The sequence below is a fragment of the Aquitalea sp. ASV15 genome (genome assembly GCF_016429115.1).
GTDB lineage: Bacteria > Pseudomonadota > Gammaproteobacteria > Burkholderiales > Chromobacteriaceae > Aquitalea > Aquitalea magnusonii.
On record NZ_JAELTZ010000024.1, the window covers coordinates 1 to 22,987 of the forward strand.

Below are 22,987 nucleotides of genomic sequence, written 5' to 3' on the forward strand. Positions count from 1 at the left end.
ACAGGACCGTGAAACGCCTTAGCGCCGATGATAGTGTGGCATTCGCCATGTGAAAGTAGGACACCGCCAGACTCCCCTTACAAAAGCCCAGCTCAAACGAGCTGGGCTTTTTGCATTGGGGCGACGGATAACTTGTATATCCCATGCCGCTCCATTCCTGCAGCCAGACGTCCGTGCTGGGTGGGGGCCAAACTGCAAAGCCAAATAACAAAGCCACCCTGGGGTGGCTTTTTGTTTTCAGGTTGGGCTTTCCATCAGCAGCCGTTCCAGTGTGAGTCCGGCGGCAGGTTGTATCGGGTACTGACTGAAGGTGAGTGTCAGGCCGGTTTCGTTGGCGGTGAAACGCGCAGGATAGCCAAGAGGCAGGGTGGTTTTGTCGTGGATATGGCCGAAAGGGATGCCGGTAAATACAGGGATTTTCAACTGTGAACGGATCTGTGCGATGACCGTGTCCAGTGTATAGCCTGCATCGTAGGCGTCGATGATGCGCCCCATGGCAAAGTCGCCAAAGAAGATGGCTTTTTGCTGCTGCAAAATGCCTGCCAGGTAGAGCTGCTGCAGCATGCGCTCCAGGCGGTAGGGCTGCTCGCCCACATCTTCCAGAAACAGTAAGCCGCCACGTATTTCTGGCAAATAGGGGCTGCCGACCAGACTGGACAAGACACTGAGATTGCCGCCCCAGAATATGCCTTCACCTGTTGCTGTGCTGGTTTGTGGCGTGGGGGTGGCGACGGTCCAGTTTTCAGTGGTTGTTGCCTGAATGAAATGCTGCATGGTCATCGGGCTGAGTTTGCGGCCGCCAAAGTCGCTGTACAGCATGGGGCCGGCAAAGCTGCCAAGGCCACCTTTGGCGAGCAATGCCAGCTGAATGGCGGTGAAGTCGCTATAGCCCATGATCTGCGTGCCGGCTTCCTTGAGCATGGGGCATAGTCGCTGGTAATCAATTTCTTGCAGCAGGCGGCATGCGCCATAGCCACCACGGCCGGCCAGCAGCATGCGCGGCATGTCTTGCCGCTGTATCAGCTGATTGAGGTCTTGCAGCCGTTCCTGATCCGTGCCGGCAAAGCGCTGGTACTGGCGGTCGATTGCCTGGCGATTGGTTACATCGAAGCCGGCCTGTTGCAGGCGTTCGACCCCGTGTTGGCGCTGGGTGGCGCTGGGCAGGCTGCCGGAGCAGGCGAGCAGGCTGATTTCGCGGTTTTGCAATGGCATGATCGGATGGGCTGCGGTTGGTGGAGTAGGGCGACGCAAGGGGCTGCTGCAGGCTTGCAGCATGCCGGCTACGGCAAGGCTCAGGCCGGAGTGCAGCAGCGTTCTGCGTGACGGCATGTCCAGTGGGTGTTTGCTGGTCGGTGACAAACTATTCCTGATGATGTGGCTGCTCAGCTCTGTTTCTGGCGGATGGCCAGCAAGGCCTGGTTGCGCAGGGTCTTGAGCAGATTGAGTTCGTCGGGTCGCAATGGCAGGCTGTGTGCCTGCTTTTTGTCACCATATAAAAAGCCTATTTTCCTCTTTTCCAGCACCAGCGGGAAGATGATGAAGGTTTGCGCCAGATTCAGTTGCTGGTACCAGCGTGGTATGTGGTTGGTAATGGCCGGTGCCTGGGCATCATCGATAAAAACATCAACATTGCGTTCGAGGGCGATGCTGAAGGTATTGTCCAGTTGTTCTGGATTGATGCGGAAATGCTTGATCAGAATATTGATTTTATCGCCTATGCCAAAACGGCCAAGGATGATGTTTTGTTTTGGATCCCTGGTGCAAAGCATGACGTGATCAAAGCCGACGCTGTCATGCATGATTTCAAGAATCATGCGCAGCACATCTTGTAATTGCTGGGTGCCGACCAGTGCGCTGGTGACATCTTGTATCCCATTGCTCAGCTTGTCGACTACCTCGGTGCTGAGTGTATGTTGTGGCATGGTGTTGGTTTCGACAGGATCAGCATGAGGTCGGTGTGTCAGGCTGATTGATCTGAGCGTCTGGGTTTGCTTGCTGCTGGCATGCTCACCTTTCCAGCTTTGCAGGTAGTCAGTGAAATCATGCTGGGTGCGGCTGATGATGCTTTGCAGTATGTCGAAATCACAGGTCAGGGCGCGTTCATATCGAATCAGTATGCCTTGAACATTGCCCAGTAGTGCGTGATCCGGGCCACTCAAAGCCTGTGTCAGCTCATTGGCCAGATTCCCAAACATGCGCAAACGCTCATTACTGCCATGCGGCTGTCGCACCGGACCGCTTGGCAGGGGAAGCAGGCTTTGTGTGAAGTGTTCAGGAAAATTCCATCGACGCGTCGTTTCGGCCGCGAGTGTGCTGCGACTTGTTCCCAGGATTTCCCGCGCGACCTGTTCCGGATCGCCACCCTGCTGGCACCGCTGCTGAATGCGCAGGTGTTCTTCATGAAAATAAAAGGCACACAGCAACTCCCCCAGTTGCTGAAACATGCCGCAAATCAGCATTTCTTCGGCATCGCGGCTGCCAAAATGAAAGGCGAGTTGTCGGGCAAGCAGACCACAGAACAAGGCCTTGATGGTGATGTCGTACACATCGCGGGCATGGTCGTGATTGTTCATGTGCTCGAACAGCAGCAGCGTTAATGCAAGATTGCGGATGGTGTTGAAGCCAAGAATCACGATGGCGCGAGAAATGGTGCTGACCGTGCCGCCAAAGTGATTGAAATTGGCCGAGTTGACGACTTTCAGCAATTTGCTGGTGAGCGAGGGGTCTTTCAGGATAATGTCGGCCAGGACCTGCAGCCGTTCGCGATCCGCATTGCCAATGTGATTGATGGCACTGATGGCCTGTGACAGCGCCGGGAAGTCCCGGCTGTGCCGCATGCGCTCCAGCAATTGCTTGAGTGTGTTGTCCTGCTGGCCGCCGGTAAGACTTGAGTGCTGCTGCCGCAAAAGCCAGTCTTGCAGCTGTGCCAGAACGCTACGCACCCTATCCTTGTTGTGTTGTTCTTCATCAAGCAGGACCTGGCAGGCTTTGGCCAGCTCAGTATCCAGATCCGGCCTGAGTGTTTGTAATGGCTGTCCGGCAGCGGTTTGACCACTGTATAGCCAGTGCAGGATTTGTCCGGTCTGACAGGTGTTCCGTTTTTGCTGGGTTTCGTCCTGATGCAGCGAGGCGTGCTGGCCCAGCAACTGTATCTGGAACTGCTCATTGATCAGAATATGTTCCAGGCTGAAATGTGGCAGCGCCTGCTGACTCAGCTGCAAGTGCAGCAGGGCTTCGATGATATCGCAGGCAATGCCTGTTTTTTCCCGGTCATTAAGCTGATCAGGCTCCAGTTCGGCCAGTAACTTGCTATTGCCGCGCACATAGCAGGCGAAGTTTCCTTCCTTGAGACTGACTTCTTGTTCCGGCCAGGCCAGCAGACTGTGTCTGAGCCGGTTCTGCATTCTGGCTGGAGAGGATGGCAGCATGACATAGCGTTGTTGCCCGTTACTGGCAAGTAGTAATGGGCTTCCATCACCGCATGTTATGGTCTGGATATCCTGCAATGAGAGCGCGCTTTTCATGCTGCTATTCTGAATGCATGAATATTGCAGAGCAAGATATCCTTTACAAGTTTTGACATGGCGTTGATATGTCTCTTTTGACTTAATTTTCACTTGGATAGTGCATATTGATATATCCAACTGATTTTGGAGAATGGCAGGGCTTCCGGTACATTGAGCGGCAAGCAAACCATCATGCTGTGCTCACCAGACGCGCAGGCAGCCCAGGAACAGGCGGGAACCATGAATATCAGTCAACAGAAACTGACTCACCTCAAGCAGTTGGAAGCCGAGTCGATCCACATCATCCGTGAAGTCGCTGCGGAATTTGAAAATCCGGTCATGTTGTACAGTATCGGCAAGGACTCTGCCGTGATGCTGCATCTGGCGCGCAAGGCATTTGCGCCGGGCAAGCCGCCGTTCCCGCTGATGCATGTGGACACCACCTGGAAATTCCAGGACATGTACGCCCTGCGCGACAAGCAGGCAGCCGAAGGCTGGGACCTGATCGTGCATGTGAATGAAGAGGGCGTGAAGGCTAACGTCAACCCCTTCACGGTCGGCAGTGCCAAGCACACCGACGTGATGAAGACCGAGGGCCTGAAACAGGCGCTGAACAAATACGGTTTTGATGCGGCCTTTGGTGGCGCGCGCCGTGACGAAGAAAAGTCGCGCGCCAAGGAACGTGTGTATTCCTTCCGCGACAAGAATCACCGCTGGGACCCGAAAAACCAGCGTCCGGAACTCTGGAATATCTACAACAGCAAGATCGACAAGGGCGAGAGCATCCGCGTGTTCCCGCTGTCCAACTGGACCGAGCTGGATATCTGGCAGTACATCTACCTGGAAAACATCGACATCGTACCGCTGTACTTTGCCGCCGAGCGTGAAGTGGTCAACCTCAATGGCACGCTGGTGATGATTGATGACGACCGCATCCTGCAATACCTGACGCCCGAGCAAAAAGCCAGCATCACCAAGAAGCAGGTGCGCTTCCGCACGCTGGGCTGTTACCCGCTGACCGGCGCGGTGGAGTCCACTGCGGCCACGCTGCCGGAGGTGATTCAGGAAATGCTGCTGACCACCACCAGTGAGCGTCAGGGCCGTCTGATCGACCATGATCAGGCCGGTTCGATGGAAAAGAAAAAGATGGAAGGCTATTTCTAAGCCCGTTCTAAGCCCGGCTCCATCCAGTCACCATTCTGAAGAATTGATGTCCATCGCCCTGGCGGTGGGCTACAGCGGAAAGAACGATCATGTCTCACCAGTCCGAGCTGATTGCCAGCGATATCCTGGAATACCTGAAACAGCATGAAAACAAGGACATGCTGCGCTTTATCACCTGTGGCAATGTCGATGATGGCAAATCCACGCTGATTGGCCGCCTGCTGCACGACTCCAAGCTGATTTTCGAAGACCAGCTGGCCGCCATCGAGCGCGACTCGAAAAAGTACAACACCACCGACCAGGAAATCGACCTGGCCTTGCTGGTGGATGGCCTGCAAGCCGAGCGCGAGCAAGGCATTACCATCGACGTGGCCTATCGCTACTTCAGCACCGAAAAGCGCAAGTTCATCATTGCCGACTGCCCGGGGCACGAGCAATACACCCGTAACATGGCTACCGGCGCGTCCACCTGCAATCTGGCGGTGATCCTGATCGACGCCCGCCGTGGCGTGCAAACCCAGACCCGTCGTCACAGCTTTATTGTCAGCCTGCTGGGCATCAAGCACGTGATTGTGGCCATCAACAAGATGGACCTGGTAGAGCACAGCCAGCAAGTGTATGAGCGCATCCGTGAAGAATACCTGGCCTTTTCCGAGCACCTGACCATTCCGGACATCCGCTTTGTGCCGATCTCTGCCCTGCGTGGTGACAATGTGGTGACCCGCAGCGAAAACATGGGCTGGTATCAGGGTGCCACCCTGATGGAGCTGCTGGAAAGCGTACAGGTAAGCCATGACGTAGCGCTGGAGGCCTTCCGCCTGCCGGTGCAGTACGTCAACCGCCCGAATCTGGATTTCCGCGGTTTCTGCGGCACCGTGGTGGCGGGTGAAGTGAAGCCGGGTGATGCGATTGTGGCCTTGCCATCCGGCAAGCGCAGCAAGGTGAAGGAAGTGGTCACCTTTGAAGGCAATCAGCCCTCTGCTTTTGTCGGTCAGGCCATTACCCTGACCCTGGAAGATGAAATCGACATTTCCCGCGGCGACATGATTGTGCGTGCCGGCGAGCAGCAACCGAATGTGGCGCAGGCATTTGACGCCCATGTGGTGTGGATGGCCGAGGCATCGCTGGTGGTGGGCAAGGAATACGGTTTCAAGCTGGCGGGCAAGGTGGTGAGCGGGCGTGTGGCTGCCATCGAGCACCGCGTTGATGTCAACTCGCTGCAGCAGTTCGACGCACAAGAGCTGGCGCTGAACGAAATCGCCCTGTGCCGCGTGGAGCTTAACGCGCCGGTGGTGTTTGATGCCTATGCCCAGTGCCGTGGCACCGGCAGCTTCATCATCATCGACCGCCTGTCCAATGCCACTGCCGCTGCCGGCATGGTGACGGCAGCTGCCGAATCCGCTGCCGAGCCGGTGAGCGACGAACTGGCCCGCCTGCGTGTCTTCGAGCTGGAATTCAACCAGCTGGTGCGCAAGCACTTCCCGCACTGGGAAGCCAAGGATATTTCCAAGTTGCTGTAAATTTTCCGGCAGACCTTGCTGCATCTGCGCTGTGGCGGATTCGGCAAGGTCCGGCGATGCATCCGGCCAGCGCACCTGTCATGGGCGCTGGTTTTTCATTTCTTGCAAGCACCATGGCCGCTTGCGGTACCGCCTGCGCGGCATTCAGCGGGGTTCATGCTGGCTGTCGGCCCTGTCACGCATGGCAGAAAGCTTTACATACAGCGTGCTGCGCGAGATGCCCAGCGAGCGGGCCGCCTGCGACAGATTGCCCTTGGCATGGGCGATGGCAGCCTGTATGGCGTGTTTTTCCATCTCGGCCAGCCGCCTGACCTCATTGGGCAGGACCGTCGGCACGGCTGGCTCCGGCCTGCGCTCCCCGGCCGCGGCCAGCTCGGCGGGTAGCAGGTCCGGGTCGATTTGCTGGCCCTCGCTGAGGGCAAACAGCGTTTCGTAGACGTTTTTCAGTTGGCGGATATTGCCGGGCCAATCGTGGTTTTCCAGTGCTTGCCGGGTGGGCTGATCGAGCGTTTTGGCCGGTACGCCATACTTGCGGGCAAAGCAGCGGTTGAGGTGTTCGATGATCTGGCTGATGTCCTCCCGCCGTTCCCGCAGTGCGGGCAGGGCCAGGGTGGTGACGCAGAGCCGGTGATAGAGGTCGGCGCGAAAACGCCCGGCCTTGACCTCGCCCTGCAGGTCGCGGTTGGTGGCGGCGATGATGCGCACCGACACCCGTCTTTCGCGGCTATCGCCCAGTCGCACGATCATGCCATCCTGCAGTACCCGCAGCAGATGGGGCTGCATCGCCAGCGGCATTTCGCCGATTTCGTCCAGAAACAGGCTACCGCCGTGCGCCTGTTCAAACTTGCCAGCGGCCCCGCCGCGGCGCGCGCCGGTAAAAGCGCCTTCGGCATAGCCAAACAATTCGCTGGCCAGCAATTCCTGGGTGAAGGCGCCGCAATTCACCGCCACAAACGGCGCATGCGGATGGTTGCCGGACTGGTGAATGGCGCGGGCAAACACTTCCTTGCCGACACCGGTTTCTCCCAGCAGCATCACCGGCAGGTCCAGCGGTGCCAGGCGCCTTGCCCTGGTCTTGACGCTTTGCAGCAGCGCGCTGCTGCCGATGATGTCGGCAAAGGCATCGTGAGGGGCTGCCAGGGCGGCGGGGGGCGGGTCGCTGCCGCTTGCGCCCTGGCTTGGCGGACGAGCCAGGGGAATGAGCAGCAGGCTACCCAGTACCTCGCCATCGAGCCGCAGCACATGCAGCCAGTCCTGGTTCAGCCAGGCAGGCAGCGGGTCATGGCCGGCCTGTTTCCCCGGGGTGAGATCAGCCGCCGGCACCCGGCTGCCGACTTCCAGCTGCTGGCTGATGCCATGTTTTTCCTGGGCGATGGCCCATTTGCCATTGGTTCTCACGACCTTGCCATCGCGGTCCAGCAGGATGACGCAGGCGTTGGCATGGCGGGTGAATGCGTCGGCCGATTGCGCCAGCAGACGGGCCTCGCGCTCATGGCCACGGCGGGATAGCAAGGACGCGATCTGGCTGGCGGCGGTCATGACCAGGCCCAGCGAGTGGCCATGAAAGGTTTCCTTTTCCCCGGAAATGTCGATCACGCCCAACAGCTTGCCGGAGTGTGGGTCGAGTACCGGTGCGGCGGCGCAGGTCCAGTGTTTGACGTCCTTGCAGTAATGCTCGCTGGCGTAGATCTGTACCGGGGCATGGGTGGCAATGGCGGTGCCGATGGCATTGGTGCCGATCAGCGATTCCACCCAGCAGCCTCCCGGTGCCAGATTGACCTGCTCACCGGCATGGCGTGCTTTGGATGCGCCATGCAGGTCGAGGATGGTGCCGTTGGGGTCGGTCAGCATCAGTAGCGAGCCGGATTCGTGTACTACCTCAGCCAGCAGGGCGATGACCGGGTGCGCTGCCTGGTAGAGCTCGCTGGCCTGGTGGCGCAGCGCTGGCAGCTGCTCGGCGCTGGCAAGCGTGGGGGCGCCCGGACAGAGTGGGTCGACGGCCTTGGAGCGACAGCGCCACCATGACTCCAGAATCACATTGCGGACATTGCCGGGGCATGGGCTGATGTTCTGGACAAATCGCTCCCAGGAGGCGGCGACCGTGCGCTCGTCACCGACTCGCGGAATCAGCAGGCTGGTGGTGTGCATTCGGATGTGCTCATGTTGGATGGCAAAACCGGCAAGCGGATGGCTCAAAGTATAAAACCATTTCTCACAGTCAATTAATATTATTTAAATCAATGACTTGTGCGATGCAGCATGTCCGGCGCAGAGCGTCCGCCATCCGGACAGTTGCTGCAGCTTGTCCGGATGGCGGACGCTCCGCACCGCATGGCGTGCCATGGCGGCTGCAAGGTAGTTTGTAGTTATGTCATTGAAAATAAAAGATATTCATAGGATATTTCTGAAATTTTCATATGGCACGGATATTGCCAAATCAAGTGTGGGGGAAACGCCCCGGCTAGCAGGACGCGCTGGCAAGGCAGTAGCGGGCAGCGGCCTGATCAACAGCACACACCGAGGAGGCAATATGCAATCCGAGCAGTCAAACGTACAGGTCATGGGCATCGATGCCGGCGGCACGATGACCGATACCTTTTTTGTACGCGCCGACGGACGCTTTGTGGTGGGCAAGGCACAGAGCAATCCGGAGGACGAATCGCTGGCGATTTACCACTCGTCGGTCGATGCCCTGGCGCACTGGCAACGGGAAGTCGACGATGTCTTTCCGGAACTGGTGACCTGCGTGTACTCCGGCACGGCCATGCTCAACCGCATCCTGATGCGCAAGGGGCTGGCTGTCGGCCTGATCTGCAACAAGGGTTTCGAGCAAATCCACTCCATGGGCCGGGCGCTGCAAAGCTATCTGGGCTACGCGCTGGAAGACCGCATCCATCTGAATACCCATCGTTACGACGAGCCGTTGGTGCCGGTTGCGCGTACCCGTGGTGTGACCGAGCGTACCGATGTGCAGGGCAGGGTGGTGATTCCGCTGCGCGAAGAGGACGTGCGGCAGGCGGTACGCGAGCTGGTGGAGGCCGGCTCCCAAGCCATTGTCATCTGCCTGCTGCAATCCCATAAGAATGCAGCCAGCGAACTGCGGGCGCGCGATCTGGCCAGGGAGGAGCTGGCCCGGTTGCAGGTGGATATTCCGGTGTTTGCCTCGGTGGACTACTACCCGTCGCGCAAGGAAAGCCACCGCATGAACACCACCATTCTCGAAGCCTATGGTGCCGAACCTTCGCGCCAGACCCTGAAAAAGGTCAGCGACCGCTTCAAGAAGCACGGTGCCCGGTTTGACCTGCGCGTCATGGCCACCCATGGCGGCACCATCAGCTGGAAAGCCAAGGAGCTGGCCCGCACCATCGTGTCCGGCCCGATTGGCGGGGTGATCGGCTCCAGGCTGCTGGGCGAATACCTGGGCGACGAAAACATTGCCTGTTCCGATATCGGTGGTACCAGCTTTGATGTGGCGCTGATCACCAAGGGCAGCTTTGCCATCAGGTCCGACCCGGACATGGCCCGGCTGGTGCTGTCGCTGCCGCTGGTGGCAATGGATTCGGTCGGCGCCGGTGCCGGCAGCTTTGTACGGCTGGATCCCTACAGCAAATCCATCAAGCTGGGGCCGGACAGTGCCGGTTACCGCGTGGGTACCTGCTGGCCGGAGAGTGGTCTGGATACTGTTTCCGTCTCCGATTGCCACGTGGTGTTGGGCTATCTCAATCCGGACAATTTCCTGGGGGGCGCCATCAAGCTGGATGTGCAGCGCGCCCGTGAGCACATCAAGGCGCAAATCGCCGATCCGCTCGGTCTGTCGGTCGAAGACGCCGCGGCCGGGGTGATCGAGCTGCTTGACCTCACCCTGTCCGAATACCTGCGAGCCAATATCAGCGCCAAGGGCTACAACCCGGCTGAGTTCACCTGTTTCTCCTACGGTGGTGCCGGCCCGGTACATACCTATGGCTACACCGAAGGCGTCGGTTTCAAGGATGTGGTGGTGCCGGCCTGGGCGGCTGGTTTCTCGGCCTTCGGCTGTGCTTGTGCCGATTTCGAATACCGCTACGACAAGTCGGTGGACCTGGGGCTGGCCCAGTTTGCCAGCGACGAGCTCAAGGCAGCGGCCTGCGCCACGTTGCAGCAAGCCTGGCAGGAACTGGCGGTCAAGGTGATCGACGAGTTCGTGATCAATGGCTTCCAGCCGCAAGACGTACTGCTGATCCCCGGCTACAAGATGCAGTACATGGGCCAGCTGAATGATCTGGAAATCGTCTCGCCCGTGTCCAGCGCGGCGACAGCGCAAGACTGGGACCGCATCGTGGCCAGTTTCGAAACCACCTATGGCCGGGTTTATGCCAGCTCGGCACGTTCGCCGGAGCTGGGCTTCTCCATCACCGGCGCCATCCTGCGCGGCATGGTGGTGACGCAGAAGCCGGTACTGCCGGAAGACCCGGATGCCGGTCCGACACCGCCAGCGCAAGCCTACCTCGGCACTCGCCCGTTCTATCGTCACAAACAATGGCGCGAAGCCGCGCTGTGGAAAATGGAAGCGCTCAAGGCCGGCAACCACATCACCGGCCCCGCCATCATCGAGTCGGACGCCACCACCTTTGTGGTCCCGGATGGCTTTGAAACGACGATAGACAAGCACCGCTTGTTCCATCTCAAACAAGTCAAATAAGGAGACAAACCATGAACCAGATGAGCAATCAGGAAATCGGCGTCGGCTATCTGCTGGCCAGTGGCCTGACACTGAAGCAGCACCGCGATGCCATCATTGCCCGCACCCGGGCGACCGGCTATTACAACGGCCTGGAGAAGCTGGAACTGCGCGACAGCGACCCGATCGGCTATGAAAAACTGTTCTCCAAACTGCGCGGCGGCCTAGTGCATGCCCGTGAAACCGCCAAGAAGATTGCCGCCAGCCCCATCGTGGAACAGGAAGGCGAGCTGTGCTTCACCCTGTACAACGCTGCCGGCGACTGCGTGCTGACTTCCACCGGCATCATCATCCATGTCGGCACCATGGGCGCGGCGATCAAGTACATGATCGAGAACAACTGGGAAGCCAATCCGATGATCAATCCCGGTGACATGTTCACCACCAACGATTGCGCCATCGGCAATGTGCACCCCTGCGACATCGCCACCATCGTGCCGATATTCTGGGAAGGCAAGCTGATCGGCTGGGTAGGCGGGGTCACGCATGTGATCGATACCGGTTCGGTTACGCCGGGCTCCATGTCCACCGGCCAGACCCAGCGCTTTGGCGACGGCTACATGATCACCTGCCGCAAGACCGGCATCAACGACGAGCCGCTGCGCGACTGGCTGCATGAAAGCCAGCGTTCGGTCCGCACGCCGAAGTACTGGATACTCGACGAAAAAACCCGTATCGCCGGCTGCCACATGATTCGCGAACTGGTGGAGGAGGTGATCCGTGCCGATGGCCTGGCAGCCTACGAGAAGTTCTCCCACGAGGTGATCGAAGAAGGTCGCCGTGGCCTGATGAGCCGGGTCAAGGCCATGACCCTGCCGGGCATTTACCGCAAGGTGTCGTTTGTCGACGTGCCCTACAAGCACGAAGACGTGCAGGTCTCCAATGCTTTTGCCAAGCTGGATTCCATCATGCACTCGCCGTGCGAGATGACCATCCGTGCCGACGGCAAATGGCGGCTGGACTTCGAAGGCGCCAGCCGCTGGGGCTGGCATACCTTCAATGCCCACCAGGTGGCCTTTACCTCCGGCATCTGGGTGATGATGTGCCAAACCCTGGTGCCGACGCAGCGCATCAACGACGGTGCCTATTACGCCACCGAATTCCGCCTGCCCAAAGGAACCTGGTGCAACCCGGATGACCGCCGCACCGGCCATGCCTACGCCTGGCACTTCCTGGTGTCCGGCTGGTCCGCCTTGTGGCGTGGCCTGGGGCAGTCCTACTTCAGCCGCGGCTACCTGGAAGAAGTCAATGCGGGTAATGCCAATACCTCCAACTGGCTGCAGGGTGGCGGCATCAATCAGGATGGCGAGATTCACGCCGTCAACAGCTTTGAAGCCTCCTCTTGCGGGACCGGGGCCTGCGCGGTGAAAGACGGCCTGAACCACGCCGCCGCCATCTGGAATCCGGAAGGCGACATGGGGGATATCGAAATCTGGGAAATGGCGGAACCGCTGCTCTACCTGGGTCGCAATGTCAAAGCCAACTCCGGCGGCTATGGCAAATATCGTGGCGGCTGCGGTTTTGAAACCCTGCGCATGGTGTGGAACGCACAAGACTGGACCATGTTCTTCATGGGCAATGGTTTCATGAACAGCGACTGGGGCATGATGGGCGGCTATCCCTCGGCCACCGGCTATCGTTTCGAGGCGCACAAGACCGGCCTTGCCCGGCGCATTGCCAATGGCGAAAGCCTGCCGCTGGGGGGCGACATCAACCCGAGTGCGCCGACCTATGAGCAGCACATCGACGCCACTGCCCGCGTCAAGCGCGACAAGCAGTGCATCACCACCGAAGACTGCTACGACAACTACGACCTGTACCTGAATTACCTGCGCGGCGGGCCGGGTTTTGGTGACCCGCTGGATCGTGAGGTGAAGGCCATCGAAAACGACCTGAACCTGAACTATCTGCTGCCGGAATACGCCCGGAAGGTTTACGGCGCCGTGTTCACGCAGGACGCCAAAGGCGTGTACAGCGTGGATGCCGCCAGGACACAGGCGCGCCGTGGCGAAATCCGCCAGGAGCGGCTGGCACGCGCCCAGCCTACCCGCGAGTGGATGAAGCAAGAGCGGGAACGCATCCTAGCCAAGGATGCGTCGGTACAGGTGCAGCACATGTTTGCCACCAGCTTTGCCTTGTCCGGGAAGTTCACCCGCTCCTTTAAGGAATTCTGGAGCTTGCCGGCCGAGTGGCAGCTGCTGGAGGACGAGCTGGATGTGCCGACCTACGGCTCCAGGCACCGCATGGATCTGTCGTTGATGCCGGATGTCACGACCGTGGTGCAGGTTGAAGAGTGATTTTCCGTCCGCGCAAATAGCCGAATCAAGGAGCAAGCAATGTCTTACACGAACGAACAGGTAGCCCACCTGGTAGAAGGCACGCTGGACTGGGAAACCACCTTCCGCATGCTGTCCATGCCCAAGGACAATAGCCGTTTTGCACAATACCTGGCGGCGCTGCAGGCCAAAGTCGGCTTCCCCGACCGCATCGTCCTGCCGCTGGGGCCGCATTTGTATATCGTGCAATCGGCCAGGGATAAAAAGTGGCTGATCCAGTGCGATTGCGGTCACGCATTCTGCGGCTACAAGGACAACTGGAAGCTGCATGCCGCCATCTATGTGCGCGATACCGAAGCCGCCATGACCGAGGTGTACCCGGCGCTGATGGCGCCGGATACCAGGTGGCAGGTCTACCGCGAGTACTATTGTCCAAGCTGCGGCACCATGCATGATGTGGAAGCGCCGACGCCGTGGTATCCGGTGATACACGACTTCGAGCCGGACATCGACACCTTCTACAAGGAGTGGGTGAACTTGCCGCTACCCGAGCGGCTTGACTGAGCCGGCAGCTGCTTGAGCGCGCAGCAACAAGGCCCCCGCCTCTGGCGGGGGCCTTGCACATGATTCAGTCCTGTCCGGTGGCCTGGCGATACTGGCGCGGGGTCAGGCCGGTCAGCGCCTTGAACTGGCGGCTGAAGGCGCTGTGGTCGGTATAGCCGCAGTGCAGGGCGACATCGGTGATGGGCATGTCGCTATGCAGCAGGCGGTGGGCGTGTTCCAGCCGCGCCTTGTGAATCATCTGGCGCGGGGTCAGGTGGAACACCTTCTTGCAATAGCGCTCCAGCTGGGCCGCGGACACGCCGGCAATGGCGGTGAGCTCTGCCATGCTCAGCGGGCGGTTGAAGTGCTGGCGGATGAACTCGTCCACCGCCACCAGCCGCTTGTAGGCCGGGTGGGTCTTGCTGGCAGATTGCAGGTCCAGCGAAATGCCGATCAGCCCGATGATTGCATTGGCCTGGCTGTACAGCGGCCATTTGTAAGTCAGACACCAGCCCGGCTCGCGGTTCTTGAACAGATGCAGTTCCAGCTGGCTTTCCAGTACCAGCCCGCCTTCCAGCACTTTCATGTCCTGCGCGGTATACACCGGCCCCAGCTGGGCCGGAAACACCTCGGCACTGGTCTTGCCCAGCAGCGGCTGCCGGCTTTTCAGGCCGCAGCGCTCCACCAGCGTCTGGTTGGCCAGCAGATAACGCGCCTGCGCATCCTTGATGAAGATGGCGGCATTGGGGATCAGGTCCAGCACCGGCAGCAGCGGTCCCAGTGCATCCAGCAGGCTGTCCAGGCTGGCCGGACGCGTTGTTTGCTGCCACTTGGCCATGCTGTCCACCAGATCGCCGGTCATGATTGTTCCCCTCGGTATTGTGTGCGCTGGTCCGGCCGGTTGCCGGACATGGCGGCACAGTCCTGTCTGGCCCATTGTGCTGCAAAAACAGCAATTGTGCCGATTTCGTCATTGTCGCTGATGATAAGCATCAAGATTAACGGCCGCAATAACGCCATTCTATGCAGGTGCTGACGAAGACGGATCCGGCGTGAACAGGCAATGGAATCAATGTCCTGCATGCTATTGCTGCCTTGGTTTTTTCATGGGGCATGCCTGCCGACCGTCCTGCAAGTTCTTACTGAATGGACAGGCTTATGCAAGAGATACACATCATCGACTCCCACACCGGCGGCGAACCCACCCGGCTGGTAATGCGCGGTTTTCCCGATCTGGGCGGCGGCAGCATGGCGGAGCGGCGCGAAGTATTGCGCCAGCAGCACGACCGGTGGCGCCGCGCCTGCCTGCTGGAACCGCGTGGCAGCGAAGTGCTGGTGGGCGCGCTGTATTGCCCGCCGGTGTCGCCGGATGCCAGCTGCGGGGTGATCTTCTTCAACAACACCGGTTATCTGGGCATGTGCGGCCACGGCACCATCGGCCTGATTGCCTCGCTGCATTACCAGGGCCTGCTTGCACCGGGTGTACACAAGATCGACACCCCGGTGGGACAGGTCAGCGCCACCCTGCATGAAGATGGTGCAGTGACGCTGGGCAATGTGCCGGCTTACCGCTATCGCCAGCAGGTGGCGGTGAATGTACCCGGCTACGGTGTGTTCCACGGCGATATTGCCTGGGGCGGCAACTGGTTCTTCCTGGTATCCGAGCATGGCATGGCGCTGGAAATAGCCAATGTCGAGGCACTGACCACCTTCACCTGGGCCATGTTGCAGGCGCTGGAAGCACAGGGCATCACCGGGGCCGATGGCGCGCTGATCGACCATGTCGAGCTGTTTGCCGACGATGCCAGCGCTGACAGCCGTAACTTTGTCATGTGCCCCGGTAAGGCTTATGACCGCTCGCCCTGCGGCACCGGCACCAGCGCCAAGCTGGCCTGCCTGGCTGCCGACGGCAAGCTGGCCGAAGGCGCGCACTGGGTGCAGGCCGGCATTACCGGCAGCCAGTTCGTCGGCCACTACCAGCGCGAGGGCGATGTCATCCGTCCCTTCATTACCGGCCGCGCTTATGTCACGGCCAGCAGCACCCTGCTGATCGACCCGCAAGACCCTTTCGCCTGGGGCATCTGAACCCCGCACTGTACAGACAACACCCCATACACACATACAAGCTGCAAGGAGCAAAACAATGAGCGACAACATTTTCACCGGCTGCATCCCGGCCCTGATGACCCCGTGTACCGCCGAGCGCAAGCCGGACTTTGACGCGCTGGTAGCAAAGGGGCGCGAGCTGATTGCCGCCGGCATGAGCGCGGTGGTGTATTGCGGCTCGATGGGCGACTGGCCGCTCCTGACCGAAGCCGAGCGTCAGGAAGGCGTGGCCCGGCTGGTGGCTGCCGGCGTGCCCACCATTGTCGGCACCGGTGCGGTGAACACCCGCGAGGCGGTGTCCCATGCCGCCCATGCCGCCCGCGTTGGCGCCCATGGCCTGATGGTGATTCCGCGCGTGCTGTCGCGTGGTGCGTCCCCGACCGCGCAGAAAGCCCACTTTTCCGCCATTCTGGCTGCCGCACCCGATTTGCCCGCCGTCATCTACAACAGCCCTTACTACGGCTTTGCCACCCGTGCCGACCTGTTCTTCGAACTGCGTCGCAGCTATCCCAACCTGATTGGCTTCAAGGAATTCGGCGGTGCTGCCGACATGCGCTACGCCGCCGAGCACATCACCTCGCAGGATGATCAGGTCACGCTGATGGTGGGGGTGGACACCCAGGTGGTGCATGGCTTCGTCAACTGCAATGCCACCGGCGCCATTACCGGCATTGGCAATGCACTGCCGCGCGAGGTGCTGCATCTGGTGGCCCTGAGCAAGGCGGCGGCCAAGGGCGACGCCGTGGCACGCCGTCAGGCGCGCGAGCTGGAATCCGCGCTGGCGGTGCTGTCCTCCTTCGATGAAGGCTGCGACCTGGTGCTGTATTACAAGTACTTGATGGTGCTGAACGGGGATGCCGAATACAGCCTGCACTTCAACGAAAGCGACGTACTGAGCGAAGCCCAGCGCCGTTATGCCGAAACCCAGTACACGCTATTCCGCAACTGGTACCGCAACTGGTTGGCCGGGCTGAACGTAGCCTGAGCCAACAACAGAGCAGCCGTGCCACGCTGCTGCGTGGCCGGGCTTTCACTTCAAGCAGGAAATCCTATGAATCTGACAGGCCAGATGCTGATTGGCGGGCAATCCGTCAGCGGCACGCGTGAAGCCCTGCACGCCATCAACCCGGCTACCGGCCAATCCTTGCAACCAGGCTATGCCGGGGGCGATCAGGCACACGTCGAACAGGCAGGTGCACTGGCCTGGGCCGCCTTTGATGCCTACCGCGAAACCACACCAGCGCAGCGGGCGCAGTTGCTGCAAACCATTGCCGAGGAAATCGAAGCCTTGGGCGATGTGCTGATTGACCGCGCCATGGCGGAAACCGGCTTGCCGCAAGCGCGTTTGCAGGGCGAGCGGGCCCGCACTTGCGGCCAGCTGCGCATGTTTGCCCGTACCGTTCTGGCTGGCGAATGGCTGGATGTGCGGGTAGACCCGGCCCAGCCTGCACGCCAGCCGCTGCCGCGTGCCGACTTGCGCCAGCGCCAGATCCCGCTGGGGCCGGTGGCGGTATTCGGCGCCAGCAATTTCCCGCTGGCGTTTTCAGTAGCCGGGGGCGATACCGCCTCGGCACTGGCGGCCGGTTGCCCGGTCATCGTCAAGGCGCACAGCGCCCATCCCGGCAGCAGCGAACTGGTGGGCCAGGCCATTGTGCGCGCGCTGCAACAGTGCGGCCTGCCCGCCGGGGTATTCGCGCTGCTGTTTGGCAGTGGCCGCGAAGTAGGGCAGGCACTGGTGAATGATGCGCGCATCAAGGCGGTGGGCTTTACCGGATCGCGTGCTGGCGGTCTGGCGCTGTGTCAGACCGCACAGCAGCGTGCGGAGCCGATCCCGGTCTATGCGGAAATGAGTTCCACCAATCCGGTGTTCCTGCTGCCAGCAGCCCTGCAGGCGCGCAGCGATGTGCTGGCACAGGGTTTTGTCGGCTCGCTGACGCAGGGGGCAGGGCAGTTCTGTACCAACCCCGGCCTGTTGGTGGCGGTACAAGGGCCAGCGCTGGAAGCGTTTGTCGCCAGCGCAGCCGAGCTGCTGCAACACAGTGCGGCGCAAACCATGCTTACACCGGGCATCTGGGCAGCGTATCAGGACGGGGTGGACAGCCTGTCCCGCCACGCCAGCACGATAGCCAGCGGCTTGTTGCCCAGCGGGCCCAACCAGTGCCAGGCACAGCTGCTGCGGGTGACTGCGGCGGAATACCTGGCCAGTCCGGCCTTGCAGGCCGAGGTGTTCGGCGCTGCCGCGCTGATTGTGCAATGCCGCGATGAAGCAGAACGGTTGCAACTGGCCGAGGCGCTGGAAGGCCAGCTCACCGCCACGCTGCAACTGGATGACGACGATATCGCCTTGGCGCGTGTGCTACTGCCGGTGCTGGAGCGCAAGGCGGGCCGCATCCTGGTCAATGGCTGGCCTACCGGGGTGGAAGTGTGTGACGCCATGGTGCATGGCGGGCCGTTCCCGGCCACCTCGGATGTGCGTGCCACTTCGGTGGGAACCGCAGCCATCCAGCGCTTCCTGCGCCCGGTGTGCTATCAGGACCTGCCGGATGGACTACTGCCGACTGCCCTGAAACATGCCAATCCGCTGGCGCTGCGCCGGCTGGTCAATGGCGTGCGGGAGACCTGAGCCATGGCCGACACCCTTGTCGCGGGAGATGAAGTCATTGTGGTGGGGGGCGGGGTGGTGGGCATCGCCATTGCCCTGCATCTGCGGCTGACTGGCTTGGCCGTCACCCTGCTGGACCGTGGCGAACCGGCCATGGAAACCAGTTATGGCAATGCCGGTGCCTTTGCCATCAGCGATGTGATACCGCTGGCCGAACCCGGCGTGCTGCGCAAGGTGCCGGGCTGGATGCTGGACCCGCTGGGGCCGCTGGCCCTGCGCTGGCGCTACCTGCCCAGCCTGCTGCCATGGCTGCTGCGTTTTCTGGCTGCCAGCCGTCCCAGCCGGGTGGCATCACTTACGGCTGAACTGTCCGCCTTGCTGGGCCGGGTGAATAGCGACTACGCCGCGCTGATCGCCCAGGCCGGGCTGGGGGGCATGTGGCGGCGCCACGGCAATCTCACCCTCTACCGTAATCAACAGGAATTCGATGCGGCCCTGCCTGCCTGGGAGGAGAAACGCCGCCACGGCGTGCAGTGGCAGGCCCTGTCACGCAGCCAGTTACAGGAACAAGAACCGTTGTTGGCCGCGGAATGGCAATACGCGGTGCGGGTGCCGGACTGGTCGCACGTGGACGACCCCTACACCTTCAGCCGTGGCCTGTTTGATGCCTTCATCCGTGCCGGTGGACGGTTTGTGCAGGATGAGGTGCTGGCTACTGTCGAGGGGGACGGGCGGGTGAGCGGAGTGGAGACAGCCAGCCATGGCCGCCTGTCGGCCGCCGCCACGGTGATTGCCTGCGGCGTGTGGAGCGACCGTTTTACCCGTCAGCACCGTTACCGCGTGCCACTGGAAAGCGAACGTGGCTATCACGTCAACCTGCCCAGGGCCGGAGTGAAGCTGCATCACTTCATCCAGTGTGCCAGCGAGAGCTTTGTCATTTTGCCGATGACGGGTGGCGGCCTGCGGCTGGCCGGCACGGTGGAGCTGGCACACCGCGATGCGCCACCCGACTGGCGGCGCGCCCACATCCTGCTGGACAAGGCGCGGCGCATCGTCGGCGATTTTTCCACCGAAGACATGACGGTGTGGATGGGCAACCGCCCCTCGCTGCCGGATACCCTGCCCATCATCGGCCCGGCACCGCAGCAGCCCGGCCTGTGGTTTGCCACCGGCCACGGCCATCTGGGCCTCACGCTGGCGGCCACCACGGCGGCCTTGCTGGGTGATTTGTTACAGGGCCGTGCACCGGCACTGGATATGCAGCCCTACCGCTTGCAACGGTTTTGATCCTGTCAGGCGCCGGCGCAGACCGGTCATGACGGGGGAGCAGTAGCAGGGGAAACCAGCGGGTTTCTCTTGAATAAATGCAGCATCAAAGGAGAAATGACATGGCACAGAAGAAACTGTTTGCAGAAATGAACTGGGTGGTGGCGCTGGGCGGCATGATGATGCCGTTTGCCATGGCCGCCGCCCATGCCGACACCGTGGTGAAAATCGGCTTTTCCTCGCCGCTGTCCGGCCCGCAGGCCCACTATGGCAAGGACAATGAAAACGCCACCAAAATGGCGATTGACGACATCAATGCCAAGGGCCTGATGGTGGGCGGGCAAAAGATCAAGTTCGAGCTGGTGTCGGAAGATGACCAGGCCGACCCGCGCGTTGGCACCCAGGCGGCACAACGGCTGGTGGATGCCGGGGTGAAGGCGGTGATTGGCCACTTCAATTCCGGGGTGTCCATTCCTGCTTCACGCATTTATTCGGAGGCGGGCATTCCGCAGCTGTCAGTGTCCACCAACCCGGCTTACACCCAGCAAGGCTACAAAACCACCTTCCGCCTGGTAGGCAGCGACAGCCAGATTGGCGGCTCGCTGGGCCAGTTTGCGGTGAAATCGCTCAAGGCCACGCGCATCGTGGCGATTGACGACCGCACCGCCTATGGCCAGGGCATTGCCGACGAATTCGTCAAGGCAGTGACCGCCAATGGCGGCAAGGTGCTGCGGCGTGAATTCACCTCTGACAAGGCGACGGATTTCACCTCCATCCTCACCGCGGTGAAGGCGGTCAATCCGGAAGTCATCTTCTATGGCGGGGCCGATGCCCAGGCCGCGCCGATGGCCAAGCAGCTCAAGCGGCTGGGGCTGAAAGCCAAGCTGATGGGCGGCGACATGATGAACACGCCCACCTTTATCCAGCTGGCTGGTGCGGATGCCGCCGGGCATTACTCGGCCGTGGCTGGCGGCATCCTGGCGGCCCGCCCGGCTGGCAAGGAGTTTGAACGTCGCTACAAGGAGCGCTTCCATCAGGATGTGGTGCTGCTGGGGCCGCAGTTTTACGACGGCGTGATGCTGGTGGCCGAGGCCATGAAGCAGGCCGGCTCGGTGGAACCCGCGAAATACCTGCCCAAGCTGGCGGCCATCCGTTACAGCGGCGTGACGGCCGACTTTGCTTTTGCCCCCAATGGCAATCTGCTGAAGGCACCAGTCACCCTGTCCGTAGTCAAGAACAATGCCTGGGAAGTACAAACAGTAGTGCGCTAGACCGGGCGGCTTTTGCAGTTTTTCCCCGCGCTTCTCATCAGTCTCATGCTTGGGCTGGCTGCCATCTGGCAGGCCAGCCGTTTTTTTGGCGATGCCAGACAGCAAAAAGGCCATCGCGCGGGATGGCCTGGCTGGAGCGGGGCGGGCTTACAGATCGCCGCCGGTTTCCAGAATGAAACCGGCCTTGGCATCCTGGCCCAGTTGCTCCACCAGATAGGGCAGCACTTGTTTCAGGGTTTCCGGCAAGGTCCATGGCGGGTTGAGCAGGAACATGCCGCTGCCGTACATGCCAAAGCCGTCGGCTGATGGTGCTTGTACATGCAGCTCGGCGCGCAGCCAGCTCTTGGCCGGCAGCTTTTTCAGCTCCTTGGGCAGCTCTTTCATCTCGGCGCGCTGCAGGCAGGGGTACCACACTGCATAGACACCGGTGGCAAAGCGCTTCAAGCCTTCTTTCAGTGCGGTCACTACATGCTGGTAGTCGCGCTTGTCTTCGTAGGGCGGGTCGATCAGTACCAGGCCACGGCGCGGCGGTGGCGGCAGAATGGCCTTGATGCCTTCAAAGCCATTGGCCTGTTGCAGCTGGGTACGGCGCGGCTGGCCGCCGAAGTTCTGCTCCAGCAGCTGGAAATCAGTAGGGTGCAGCTCAAACAGGCGCAGCTTGTCGCTTTGCGGCATCACCGCGGCCGCGCACCAGGGCGAGCCGGGGTAGAAACGCAGCTCGCCATCCGGGTTCATTTCGCGCACCACATCCACATAAGCCGCCACGGCAGGTGGCAGGTCGCTACGGTCCCACAGCCGGGCAATGCCGCTCAGGTATTCGGCATTCTTGGCGGCGTAGCCTTCCTGCAGGGCATAGCCACCGGCACCGGCATGGGTGTCGATATACCAGTAGGGTTTGTCTTTCTGGCCCAGGTAGTCCAGTACGGCAATTTCAATCAGGTGCTTGAGCACGTCGGCGTGGTTGCCGGCGTGAAAGGCGTGGCGATAACTCAGCATGCATCAGCTTTCTAAGACAGTGGCGGCATTGTAGCGGATTTGGGTTCGCATCAGACGGCGGGCAGCCAGTTGGCGGGGAGGGTGCTTTCCCAGCCCAGCGCACGCACCACGCTGGCAAAGTCTTCCGCCAGCGGGCAAGTCAGGGTGATGGCTGCCCCGGTCAGCGGATGGGTGATCTGCATTTCCATGCAGGCCAGCAACATGCGCTGGCTGCCAAAGTGCTGGGCAAACATGCGGTTGTGCACGCCCTTGCCGTGGGTGGCATCGCCGATGATGGGGTGGGCGATGTGCTTCATGTGGCGACGCAGCTGGTGGCGGCGGCCGGTGAGCGGCGACAGTTCCAGCAGCGCGTAGCGGCTGCTGGGGTAGCGGTCCACCGCGATGGGCAGCTCCACCGTGGCCAGGCGGCGGTAGTCGGTTTGTGCTTCCTGCGGGCCGGGCTGTACCTTTTCCCCCAGCCAGGCCAGGTCGTCCACGCGGCGGCTGAGCGGGTGGTCGATATGGCCGGCTTCGGCTGGATGGCCGCGCACCACCGCCAGATAGCGCTTGCTGACCTGCTGGCGTTCAAACTGCCAGCTCATTTCGCGCGCGCTGTCCTTGTCCAGCGCAAACAGCAAGACGCCCGATGTCCCCTTGTCCAGCCGGTGTACCGGGTAGACGCGCTGGCCGATCTGGTCGCGCAGCAGCTGGATGGCAAAGCGGGTTTCGTGGCGGTCCAGCTCGGAGCGGTGCACCAGCAGGTTGGATGGCTTGTGGATGGCGATCAGCTGCGGGTCGCGGTAGAGAATGGGTAGCATGGCGATGTGGATGAGGCGAAGGCGGCGATTGTAGGACTTTGCCGGCGGCTTGGATATGTGCAAGGCGCGGCCGTGGCCGAATTACGACAGCCGGACGGGGCTGCCGGCCTGCTTTTTTCCTTGACGGCGACTTCTTGCGTCCTGGGCAGGAAAACGTCATATTTTGTGATCCGGTCATGCAAAAAGGCATAAATTTGCTGCGTGCGGTGCTTTTCTGGTGCCG

General features: G+C 60.9%; 17 protein-coding genes. 10 read left to right on the top strand and 7 right to left on the bottom strand.

The features are described 5' to 3' along the window. Positions 1 to 237: 237 nt before the first annotated feature. Both JHD64_RS12150 and JHD64_RS12155 read right to left on the bottom strand, forming a co-directional pair. A complete protein-coding gene (locus JHD64_RS12150; RefSeq protein WP_199053380.1) occupies positions 238 to 1,329 on the bottom strand; it encodes an LD-carboxypeptidase in 1,092 nt (363 codons plus the stop codon). Between the two features lie 53 nt (positions 1,330 to 1,382). After that, positions 1,383 to 3,617, bottom strand: a complete 2,235-nt coding sequence (locus tag JHD64_RS12155; protein WP_199053381.1) for an HDOD domain-containing protein — start codon at positions 3,615 to 3,617, stop codon at positions 1,383 to 1,385. A gap of 81 nt (positions 3,618 to 3,698) precedes the next feature. Between JHD64_RS12155 and cysD the strand changes: the two genes are divergently transcribed. Both cysD and cysN read left to right on the top strand, forming a co-directional pair. After that, positions 3,699 to 4,670 (top strand): sulfate adenylyltransferase subunit CysD, encoded by a 972-nt coding sequence (gene cysD, locus JHD64_RS12160; RefSeq protein ID WP_255524355.1) that lies wholly within the window; start codon positions 3,699 to 3,701, stop codon positions 4,668 to 4,670. An 89-nt stretch (positions 4,671 to 4,759) separates the two neighbouring features. Next, the gene (gene cysN, locus JHD64_RS12165; protein ID WP_233170470.1) at positions 4,760 to 6,190 is read left to right on the top strand and encodes a sulfate adenylyltransferase subunit CysN; all 1,431 of its coding nucleotides are present in this window, start codon (positions 4,760 to 4,762) and stop codon (positions 6,188 to 6,190) included. Positions 6,191 to 6,334: 144 nt separating this feature from the next. Here cysN and JHD64_RS12170 read toward each other — a convergent pair whose 3' ends face one another. Continuing rightward, the gene (locus JHD64_RS12170; RefSeq protein WP_199053383.1) at positions 6,335 to 8,338 is read right to left on the bottom strand and encodes a sigma-54-dependent Fis family transcriptional regulator; all 2,004 of its coding nucleotides are present in this window, start codon (positions 8,336 to 8,338) and stop codon (positions 6,335 to 6,337) included. A gap of 382 nt (positions 8,339 to 8,720) precedes the next feature. Here JHD64_RS12170 and JHD64_RS12175 point away from each other — a divergent pair, with 382 nt between their 5' ends. The 3 genes from JHD64_RS12175 to JHD64_RS12185 are packed head-to-tail and all read left to right on the top strand — an operon-like array spanning position 8,721 to position 13,747. Further along, entirely contained in the window at positions 8,721 to 10,868 is a 2,148-nt protein-coding gene (locus JHD64_RS12175; protein ID WP_199053384.1) for a hydantoinase/oxoprolinase family protein, read from the top strand. 11 nt (positions 10,869 to 10,879) lie between these two features. Then, the gene (locus JHD64_RS12180) at positions 10,880 to 13,204 is read left to right on the top strand and encodes a hydantoinase B/oxoprolinase family protein (protein ID WP_199053385.1); all 2,325 of its coding nucleotides are present in this window, start codon (positions 10,880 to 10,882) and stop codon (positions 13,202 to 13,204) included. Between the two features lie 39 nt (positions 13,205 to 13,243). Continuing rightward, positions 13,244 to 13,747 carry an acetone carboxylase subunit gamma gene (locus JHD64_RS12185; RefSeq protein ID WP_059285157.1) on the top strand — a complete coding sequence of 168 codons (504 nt, stop codon included), beginning with the start codon at positions 13,244 to 13,246 and terminating at the stop codon, positions 13,745 to 13,747. Positions 13,748 to 13,811: 64 nt separating this feature from the next. Here JHD64_RS12185 and JHD64_RS12190 read toward each other — a convergent pair whose 3' ends face one another. Together JHD64_RS12190 and JHD64_RS12195 are read right to left on the bottom strand one after the other, a co-directional pair. Then, positions 13,812 to 14,588, bottom strand: coding sequence for an AraC family transcriptional regulator (locus JHD64_RS12190; RefSeq protein WP_199053386.1), 777 nt, complete (start codon positions 14,586 to 14,588; stop codon positions 13,812 to 13,814). After that, a complete protein-coding gene (locus tag JHD64_RS12195; protein WP_199053387.1) occupies positions 14,585 to 14,809 on the bottom strand; it encodes a hypothetical protein in 225 nt (74 codons plus the stop codon). Before JHD64_RS12195 ends, JHD64_RS12190 begins: the two co-directional genes overlap by 4 nt. A gap of 75 nt (positions 14,810 to 14,884) precedes the next feature. Between JHD64_RS12195 and JHD64_RS12200 the strand changes: the two genes are divergently transcribed. From JHD64_RS12200 to JHD64_RS12220, 5 genes are all read left to right on the top strand, one after another. Next, positions 14,885 to 15,811, top strand: a complete 927-nt coding sequence (locus JHD64_RS12200) for a 4-hydroxyproline epimerase (RefSeq protein WP_199053388.1) — start codon at positions 14,885 to 14,887, stop codon at positions 15,809 to 15,811. Positions 15,812 to 15,869: 58 nt separating this feature from the next. Further along, complete coding sequence (locus JHD64_RS12205) at positions 15,870 to 16,817, top strand: dihydrodipicolinate synthase family protein (protein WP_199053389.1); 948 nt, start codon at positions 15,870 to 15,872, stop codon at positions 16,815 to 16,817. A 66-nt stretch (positions 16,818 to 16,883) separates the two neighbouring features. After that, a complete protein-coding gene (locus JHD64_RS12210; protein ID WP_199053390.1) occupies positions 16,884 to 18,455 on the top strand; it encodes an aldehyde dehydrogenase (NADP(+)) in 1,572 nt (523 codons plus the stop codon). A 3-nt stretch (positions 18,456 to 18,458) separates the two neighbouring features. Next, a complete protein-coding gene (locus JHD64_RS12215; RefSeq protein WP_199053391.1) occupies positions 18,459 to 19,721 on the top strand; it encodes an FAD-binding oxidoreductase in 1,263 nt (420 codons plus the stop codon). Positions 19,722 to 19,822: 101 nt separating this feature from the next. Next, positions 19,823 to 20,971, top strand: a complete 1,149-nt coding sequence (locus tag JHD64_RS12220) for a branched-chain amino acid ABC transporter substrate-binding protein (RefSeq protein WP_059285553.1) — start codon at positions 19,823 to 19,825, stop codon at positions 20,969 to 20,971. Between the two features lie 147 nt (positions 20,972 to 21,118). Here JHD64_RS12220 and JHD64_RS12225 read toward each other — a convergent pair whose 3' ends face one another. Together JHD64_RS12225 and JHD64_RS12230 are read right to left on the bottom strand one after the other, a co-directional pair. Then, on the bottom strand, positions 21,119 to 21,967 hold the full coding sequence (locus JHD64_RS12225) for a 23S rRNA (adenine(2030)-N(6))-methyltransferase RlmJ (protein WP_059285554.1): 849 nt from the start codon (positions 21,965 to 21,967) through the stop codon (positions 21,119 to 21,121). A gap of 50 nt (positions 21,968 to 22,017) precedes the next feature. After that, complete coding sequence (locus JHD64_RS12230; protein ID WP_199053392.1) at positions 22,018 to 22,764, bottom strand: tRNA pseudouridine(65) synthase TruC; 747 nt, start codon at positions 22,762 to 22,764, stop codon at positions 22,018 to 22,020. Positions 22,765 to 22,987: the final 223 nt, after the last annotated feature.